Consider the following 5,609-nt stretch of genomic DNA (forward strand, 5'->3'; position numbering starts at 1 on the left):
AATCACGGACAGGGTGATACCGGTATTCATTGGCGGCTACCTTGATAGCCCCCTCAATCCGCTTCTCTGATGTCAGCCCGTAGTGTTCCTCCAAGTATAGAACCAGATATTGAATATCCACGTCCGTCAGGCGGCTCCCGTCCCGATACCAGCCAAGGGGCTTCACAATGTCAACCCGGTCAGTCAGGAGGTTGCTGCTGAACGCCCCTCGAAGCAGCGGGTCATGCAAAAACACCGCCCTGTAATTCCCCGGCGTGTTGGCGGTCTGCCCCTTCTGGGTGGTTTCCAGCATCTGCCGGACTTCCCCCACCGTCTTTTCACCGTCCATGCTGTCTACGGCTGTTCCCACGGCTTGCCTGACCTCTGGCGGCAAAATTTGATACCCTCCGCTCAATCCGTTCCACCTCCTTCCCATGCCCCGTGATGACTGCGGCTTTTTCCTCCTTTGTCCCGGTCAGCAGCGTGTCTAAAAGATAACCCACATACTCCCGTTTCTGCATGGCTTCCACGAACAGCGGGTTCCACCCGTCCCCCGGCGATTTCGGCGCATATGCCGTTTCCCACCGCTCCAACAGATGGAGATAATCACTAAGCACCCAGAAGCATTTCCGCTCCGCCTGCAAGAACCGCAGTTCCGCCGACACGCTCCGTCTGGCTGGCTTCGGGGAAGCCCGCCCCCGGCTCTCATAAGGGACTCCAAAATCCGCAGCCAGCTTTTTCGCTGCTTCCAGACTGGGCAGCCCATAAAGCCTTGCCACAAAGTCAATCACGTCCCCGTCCGCCTGACAGCCGAAACAATGGAACCGCTTATCCACCTTCAAGCTGGGATTCCGGTCATCATGGAAAGGGCAACACGCCATGCCGTTCCGGTTCACCCGGATACCATACATTTCTGCCGCCTGCCTTGCCGTTACATTTTCCTTTACTGCTTCAAATACATTCATACCGTTCCTTCCCGAAAATAAAAAAGCATCTGCCATCTCCACACGAAAAGCAAATGCTTCAAATCTCCATATCCTTTTTTGTTGTTGCTCTTAACCCGTTCCTGCGCTCCATGCGCTCCCGGTTCGCCCGGTCTGCTTCCATTTTCCCCCTTGCAAGCCTGTCCTTAATAGATTCCCTTGCCTTCTCTTTAATCTGCTCTTTATTTGCACGGCTCACCTCTGGTTTTTGGAGTGCCGATTGGACTTTCCTTAACACTTTCTGCGCCGCATTTTTTATCTGCTCCTGGACTGTGCCAAGGCACTTCACGGCAAAATCCCTTTTCTCCTGCGGGGCTTTCCGTTCCGGCGAAGCCAGCCACTTTTTGTAATCCTCCACCACCCGGATATCCTCCTTCTGCGTTTCCGCCCGGACAGTATCCGCCACAACCTCGCAGGCTTTCTCATAAGCCGTGTCCGCCACTTCCTCCACCAGTGATTCTATGTCCGCAATCTTCATGGTGACAGTGGCAAGGGCAGACTGTTTTTCAGAAAGTTCCTGCTCCTTTTCTTCAATCAATCCTTCCTGTTTTTCCAACTCTTTTTCTTTCTCTGAAACAGCTTTTACGGCTTTATCAAACCTCTTTTCCTGCTCCGCTATGGCTATGGTATTTTTCGTTAAGGCTTCCCCCTGTGCGGAGAGTATCTTCTTCTGCTTTTCAATGATGAAGTCCTGCTTTTCCAGATAATCCCGCCCGCCGTAGGACGGTTCCTGTTCCAGATGAACCCCGTACCGCCTGCTGATGTCAAACAGGATTGTCCGGCAAATGGAATCAAAGGTCTGCTTCCGGTTATTGTTCTTCCCCTTCGGCTTGTCTGGGGAAGGCAACGGGATTCCCAGTTCTTCCAGCGCCTTTTCCTGCTGGGGGCATAACTCCCCGTACTTGTTTCTACAATCAAAAACGTGCCGTTCATGGATATGTGGTGTCCCCTCGTCCAGATGGAGCGCCCAGTCCAAAAGGTGGACGTGGGAGCCGAACCGCCGTTCAAACTCCCCGTAAAACTCATTCACAATCTGGAACAATGTTTCTGGCGGGACGGATTCCTCCACCGTCCCAATCTGGTAAATGCTTTCCTCTGGGCAGGTCTTGTTATTCGTGAGCAAATCCCCCACGCTGCGGTTGCGCTCCGTGTGCCGGGTCTTTTCATTCCTTGCGTTCTGGGCTTCCACGTAATCCGAATAATGCTCCGTATAATAAGCCCTCTCTATCTGCTCAAAGCTGAAATCCGGCTGGGAGGAATCCTCCCGGCTTTCGGCGGTGGTGTAACCCCGGTAACAGTCCCAGTACATGTTTTTTCTTGCCCGCTCCGAATCAATATGGCTGCTGTTATTCAGGTCAAAGCGGCGGTCATTGTGGCGTGGGTTGTACGTGCCGTTTTTGCCGGAGCGTCCGTTGTGCCGTGTCAGTTTCAATGCCAAATCCTCCTTCCTTTTTCAAGATTTCCCGGCTGGCAGGAGGGCTGCGGAGCTGCCGAACCTGCGGCGGTTTGCGTCAGGTAATACCCAGTACGAGTTGACGCAGGCATCAACTCTAGCTGGGCAAGGCGTTTCACCCTTGACCCGATAAGGACTGCCGCCCTTAACCCGCCAATGGGCTTCGCCCCTTGACCCCAACAGGGCTGCTGCGCCCCTGTACCCCGCACAGAAGGCCGCCGCCCTCTGTACTCCCGCAAAGTGGCAGCCCCGGAGCCGGGAACGCTGCCCCATATCCGCCCTGCCCGAACCGCCGCCAACGTGAGTGCGCTGAGCTCGCTCACGTCAAAGACGGCTCCCCATGACAGCCGGAAAACACACCCAAAACAGGCATTTCCACCGTTCAGGGCTTCTCTGATGTCTGATACCTCCATGGAGAATCACAGGAAAAATCCCGGCTCCGTACCCGTTGTTCTGACCGTAAAACGCCCCCAAATCAGGCAATATCCTTTCCGCCCGGCAGGGACTTGAAGCCGTGTTCTTTGGCGTATGCCCTCGCCGCCGCCCGCCGTTCCTCACTGTAGGGCGGAACCAGCCGGATAGACAGCCGGGACTTATCCAGAACATAGGCCACGCTCCCTTCCAGCGTGGACTTTTCCAAACGGCACAGGAGCGGATATTTTTTGCTGAACTCCGCCAGCCGCCGCTTCAAGTCCGCATTAAATGTGTAAATGCTGGCTTCCTTCTCACCCTCGTTGAAATTTACGATAGTTTCCTTTTCATACTTAGACGGCTTTCCCATAAAATTCCTCCCAGTCTGTGCTTTTTTCCACCATGCGGATATGCTTCTTTGCTTCAAAATATCCTTCCATTTCCAAACGGAGATGATGGTAAAAGCAGGGATACCATTCACCGACTCCGCCATCATCCAGCTTCCTTGCCAGGCACAGCACCCGGCGTTTCACCTTTTCATCCACCGTCAGGGCAGTGACCCATTTCAGCCTGCGGACTGTATTCTCATGGCTCCTGCACCCAAAGGCATATAAAATCTTCTTTTCCTCAATGTTTAACTTCATGTCCCTTCCTCCATAATTGATAGTTTGCTTTCCTGCCGTTTTGCCTGCAATCCGTTCCTGCCCGGAATCATCCCAGCGTTTTCCGTTCCTTTGGTATGCTCCTGTCATGGCACTACTTCTCCGGGAACGGTATCACTTGCAGCCGGTCATTCTGTTTTCAATGTCCCTGTGACACTGAAATCTTATCAAAATAAACCGGCTTCCCCCGTATGTCCGAAAGGCTGGAAAATTTCCCGAAAACGCAAAATTTCCACGCTTTCGGAAATGCCCTGTGCTATAATGGTCACGAACCCTGTTTTGAGAGGAGGGGCGCAATGTATATAAAACTGACGCTTCAGGAGAAATTAAAAGACGAGAGAACCAGCCGCCGCATGACCCTTGCGGAACTGGAAAAAGCAACGGGCATAGCAAGAGCCACGCTGGGAAAATATGAATCCGACAAATGCACGGATATAAGCCCGTTTAACCTTGCAAAGCTGGCGGAATACTACGGCCTTTCCATGGATTACCTCATGGGGCTGACCGAAAACAAGAACCACCCGAACACCGCCCTGCATGAGCTGCACTTGAATGATTCCACGGTTGATTTGTTAAAAAGCGGCGCACTCAACAACCGGCTTCTCTGTGAGTTTGTCTGCCATCCGGGATTCCTGCGCCTGCTGACGGATATGGAAGTCTGCATTGACCGGATTGCGGATATGCGCATCCGTGACATGAACTTAGTTCTGGAACAGGCAAGGCAGTCCGTCATGGAACAGCGGCAGCCCCCGGAAAACGACCTCTATATGCGCACGCTGGAACTGGGGCAGGTCAGCGAGGAACTGTTTTTCAGCCACGTCATCCATGACGACCTTGACCGGATTGTAAAAGACCTCCGCACCCGGCACGAATCCGACAAGACCACTGCCGAACTGGAAACCCCCGCAGCAGATTTTGCCCGGAACATCCCGGTGATACTGCTGGACGCCCTCATGCACAAAGGCACGGCGGACGAAAAACGGGCGTTTACGATCTGCCGGGTATTCGGCATTGATTATATGAACCTCCCGGAAGAGGAACGTGCCACCCTTGCCCGTGTGTTTAAAAAATCCCCCCTGCTCCCCGCAGCTTCCAGCCAGCGTGGAAAATCAAAGCTGCTGTCCCTGTTTGGGAAGAAAAAGACGAAAGAATGACGCAAAAAGGGCTGCCATTCCCGAAAAATCCGGTTAGCAGTCCTCTTTACTGTATCGTGTGTCCCATGTTCAATTTTCCGGCTTTAGAGCCACTTTTTCCAGACAGGAGCCAGCCGCATTATACATAGACCAGTTCCGCATAGATAATTTCCTCCGCCCGGCTGCGGATAGAATTGCAGCGGCGCACCCATTCAAGCTGGTCATCCGCTTTCAATTTCTCCGTCACGCCTTCGGCGGCTTTCATCTGCTCCATGATAAGGTCAAGCCGTTCCTGTGCCTGCTCGTTCACGTCGGCAAGGTGCGTCCAGAGTTTCCCGGATAACAGCAGGCTGCAATAAAGGGCGGGGCGGGCTTCTTCCAGATAGGCTTTACGCCTGCGCCCCCAATGCCCGATAGGGCGGGATTCCTCCGTCAGCCGCAGGGCGGGAATGTAATAATCACCCACAAGAACGTAGTCAAGGCCGTTGTTATCGTCATGGATTCTTTTTGGCAGTTCTTTCATTCGTGACCTCCTGTATTCAGTTTTCCAGAATCCAGTTGTTCGTGTCCCTGTTCATGTGAATTTGTTAGGCAACTGAACTCTTCACGAACAAGTATGGCATATCCTTTCCGGTCTTTTGGTAATTAAGCCCGTAGGACTGTGACGTACCCCTTGTGTCCGAGGTATTGTAAAGGTCAATCGTTTCCTTACCCAAAACTTCCGCCAGCTCTTTTAAAGTGGTCTTTTCCTTCCCTCCGAGGAATAAGGTGGTGTCACAATTCCCTTCGATTGTGTCAGCGTTGTCCTTATAAATCGCCTTTAACTGGGACTTTGACTGCAAAATAATGGAAGCCGATATTTCACGGCTCCGGATTGTGGCGATCAGCTTCTCAAACTGCGGAATCTGACCGATATTGTAGGCTAAGAATCCGGCGCCTTACTGCCTCACGACAGCAGGTTTCCGAACCCTCGCCCCGGAACCGCACG

General features: G+C 53.0%; 7 protein-coding genes and 2 pseudogenes. 1 reads left to right on the top strand and 8 read right to left on the bottom strand.

What is annotated here, in order from left to right; all coding sequences use genetic code 11:
* The 6 genes and pseudogenes from D7Y06_RS23735 to D7Y06_RS23760 all read right to left on the bottom strand — a co-directional run.
* Window positions 1-328 (bottom strand): annotated as a pseudogene (locus tag D7Y06_RS23735) (virulence-associated E family protein); the annotation flags it as partial.
* Window positions 318-944, bottom strand: a complete 627-nt coding sequence (locus D7Y06_RS23740) for a CHC2 zinc finger domain-containing protein (RefSeq protein ID WP_199714842.1) — start codon at window positions 942-944, stop codon at window positions 318-320. The pseudogene D7Y06_RS23735 and the gene D7Y06_RS23740, both read right to left, overlap by 11 nt.
* 58 nt (window positions 945-1,002) lie before the next feature.
* A complete protein-coding gene (locus D7Y06_RS23745) occupies window positions 1,003-2,394 on the bottom strand; it encodes a serine/arginine repetitive matrix protein 2 (protein ID WP_120409981.1) in 1,392 nt (463 codons plus the stop codon).
* A complete protein-coding gene (locus D7Y06_RS23750; protein WP_120409982.1) occupies window positions 2,391-2,828 on the bottom strand; it encodes a hypothetical protein in 438 nt (145 codons plus the stop codon). The genes D7Y06_RS23745 and D7Y06_RS23750 overlap by 4 nt, the downstream gene beginning before the upstream one ends.
* A gap of 62 nt (window positions 2,829-2,890) precedes the next feature.
* Window positions 2,891-3,196: a molecular chaperone gene (locus tag D7Y06_RS23755; protein WP_120409983.1), complete on the bottom strand. Its 306-nt coding sequence runs from the start codon at window positions 3,194-3,196 to the stop codon at window positions 2,891-2,893.
* Window positions 3,180-3,578: a hypothetical protein gene (locus tag D7Y06_RS23760; protein WP_243119492.1), complete on the bottom strand. Its 399-nt coding sequence runs from the start codon at window positions 3,576-3,578 to the stop codon at window positions 3,180-3,182. The genes D7Y06_RS23755 and D7Y06_RS23760 overlap by 17 nt, the downstream gene beginning before the upstream one ends.
* A 206-nt stretch (window positions 3,579-3,784) precedes the next feature.
* On the opposite strand from D7Y06_RS23760, the gene D7Y06_RS23765 reads away from it, so the two are divergent.
* Window positions 3,785-4,642, top strand: a complete 858-nt coding sequence (locus D7Y06_RS23765; protein WP_120409984.1) for a helix-turn-helix domain-containing protein — start codon at window positions 3,785-3,787, stop codon at window positions 4,640-4,642.
* Window positions 4,643-4,760: 118 nt separating this feature from the next.
* Here the strand turns inward: D7Y06_RS23765 and D7Y06_RS23770 are convergent, their stop codons facing one another.
* Both D7Y06_RS23770 and D7Y06_RS23775 read right to left on the bottom strand, forming a co-directional pair.
* On the bottom strand, window positions 4,761-5,144 hold the full coding sequence (locus tag D7Y06_RS23770; RefSeq protein ID WP_120409985.1) for a TnpV protein: 384 nt from the start codon (window positions 5,142-5,144) through the stop codon (window positions 4,761-4,763).
* Window positions 5,145-5,241: 97 nt separating this feature from the next.
* A pseudogene (locus tag D7Y06_RS23775) lies at window positions 5,242-5,538 on the bottom strand (TraG/TraD/VirD4 family protein); the annotation flags it as partial.
* Window positions 5,539-5,609: the final 71 nt, after the last annotated feature.

Origin of the sequence: Roseburia sp. 1XD42-69, from assembly GCF_003612565.1 — a bacterium.
Taxonomy (GTDB): Bacteria; Bacillota; Clostridia; order Lachnospirales; family Lachnospiraceae; genus Roseburia_B.